Here is a 2,610-nt window from a genome sequence, read left to right on the forward strand (position 1 = left end):
CCTTTTTCAGTATATTCAGGCTTGATGTCCCAACTGTAATCATTCGGATTGTTGCTGTCTTTCAATCCTTCACCAAAGTATTTATATTCACTAATATTTTGGGTTCGGGTGTCGCCTTTTTCAATCTTGAGCCAGTCGATTTGACATGCGCCAGGATTATCTGCTGGGGTTTGATTTATGCCAACTATTCTAGGGTCAGCAGCTACTTTATCTACTGTAACAGTTAATGACCACACATCTGTGACTCCTTCCACAGGTGACAAATTACCATACCCAGCAATGCCTGGGTTAAATAATCTAAAATTTTTATCCGCTGGTTTAGTACCCTTAAGCGTTACAGTATAAGTTTCTCCCACAACAAAAGGCTCTGTCATAGTACCAGTATATATTTCTGCACCACTAGACTTAATAGGAAATTTTTTTGTAGGGTCAGCAATATTCTCACCCAATGGCGCTTTACCTACCCAGTAAGGATCATCAAGTAAGTTAGGTTGATATGGTGTGGCTGTTGAACCCCTTTCTAGCTTAATTTCATAGCTTAGCTCTATTTCACCAGACAATCCTTCTTCTACTAAAACTTGGAAATAGTAGCTATTTGGGTTAATCAATGCACCTGTAGTAAAAGTTTTTGTGTAAGTTGTAAACTCAGCAGTTACGTTGGTACTATCCAGAATTAGTTCTCCAAGATTATTTGTAACATCATTTTGATTTAATCTATACCTTAAAAATATACGCTTGCCACTTTGTGATACAAAATTTGAAGATTTACGTAGAACATAAGTTATTGTGTAGGTAGTGTTTGGAAGTACAGGTGTCAAATAATAGGCACTATTTTTGTATCCTGCCATAACAAATAAATTAGTTCCTGAGGTCTTATTTATTTTTAAAAAGTTACCACCATCACTTATAGCTCCTCCACCTGCTTGAACAGCAAAATCAGAAAAAGAGAGATTATTCATTAAATTCGGATTCCCCGAATAATCATAGCCCCCGAAGTCGATGCTGTTGGAGTAAATTTTTTTCAACTTGCCGAGATCGCCGATTTGCTGATTGGTTTGATTCATCTTGTCTTCAACTGCTTTAAGATTGTTTTGTGCCGATGTAACGTTTTGAGAAACGGTATCAATCTTAGTTTGAGTAGCTTGTAGTTGCTCTGTTACCTCATCAACAGTTTGATCAATTGCTTGTGTGGCTCCCTCTACAAATTCATTTATTTGTTGGTTTGCCTTTTCAATTGTAGAATCCACATTTGTTAATGCTGCGTTAACAGCATCTGTCGCCTCTTGTTTGACCCCATCAAGCAGTTGTTGAAATTCCTTAAAATAATATTCTCCATTCAATTGAACATCGCCATCAATGATAGATTTCTCAATATTAAAGGTAAATGCCAAATTGTCGGTATGACTGCCATCTGGAAAATCGATGTAAACATTGGCATCGACTTTCCCTTCGTAAGAAAGCAACATATCAGGAATCGGGTATTTTACAATACCTTGCATATAGCTCTCAGTAATAATTTGGTTGTCAAAAATAGGAAATTCTTTTTTCTCTTCCCCTTGATAGATGTACATAAAAAGACGGACAGTCGCATCGATTAAATCGGTAGGACTTCCGTCTTGATTTTTAATTTGAAATTGTAATACACCAGCGCTCTTGTCGTAAGACTTAAACGTAAATCCAGTGATTTTTGTAGCTCGGCTGACTGGTTCTGTCGGTACTACAATTTCTCCCGTCTTTCTATTCATTTGCTCCCTCCTTAGTAACTGTACTCACGGCTTGATTCTCTCCCAAATCCAAGCATGGTCACCTTTCTATTCTCCGTGTCTACGCTAACTACAACAAAAGCATCTTCTTGGACCGTGCCGATTTTACTATCATCACGCACAAATGCACAATCAAGTACCGTTGAATAAAAACCACCCATTTGATCTGGTGTATAGAAGTATTCTGCATGTCTGTGTCCTGCAAAAAAACCAATAAAATTGCTTTCATTGCGATTTGAGAAATCAACTGATAAATTTACAGTATAGTCTTCTAATGCTGAAACTAGCGTTGTACTCGTTTTTGAAACGAACGCAGAAATGAGTTGTTTAAGTAAGTCGCCATTTTTAATTTCACCAGGTTCAATACCGTCGGGTTGTATAGGCACATGTGTCGCCATAATTACATGATAATCTTCTGGTAATGTTCCTAGTGCCTTTTCTGAAATCCACTTCAACTGCTGTTTGCGCAAACCGTGTATCCACTGATCTGTATACTTTAGTGTTCCATTTGCATTAGTTGCCATCGAATTATCTAATGTATCAATGATTACCAGACGAATCTTCTTCTCATGAAAATCTTTATAGTGGTACTGTCCTTCTGTGTCGTAAACTTTCCCATTTTGATCTAGATATTTTTTGAAAATAGCTAACTGCTCTGCTCCTGTTAAAATATCTTTTTCAAATACTTTATTTCCTTCATTAGTTGTATCCCAAATAAGAGTACCCGCATCGTGATTTCCTCTGACAATAAATTTATTTGAGTTGCTACCTTGTGAGAATCGCTCACAATAACGTTCTAAATTACGAATATTGATTGATTTGTCTTTGTGTTCGCTATCCACGTTGT

At 37.0% G+C, this 2,610-nt stretch carries 2 protein-coding genes; both read right to left on the reverse strand.

The window, feature by feature from the left end; genetic code table 11:
• A partial coding sequence (locus HMPREF2731_RS09180; RefSeq protein WP_070872834.1) for a BppU family phage baseplate upper protein occupies positions 1-1,745 on the reverse strand: 1,745 nt, incomplete at its 3' end.
• Between the two features lie 11 nt (positions 1,746-1,756).
• Positions 1,757-2,610, reverse strand: an 854-nt coding sequence (locus HMPREF2731_RS09185; RefSeq protein ID WP_070872835.1) for a hypothetical protein, incomplete at its 5' end; no start/stop codon positions are given.

Source organism: Enterococcus sp. HMSC072F02 (assembly GCF_001837725.1).
Taxonomy (GTDB): domain Bacteria; phylum Bacillota; class Bacilli; order Lactobacillales; family Enterococcaceae; genus Enterococcus_B; species Enterococcus_B lactis.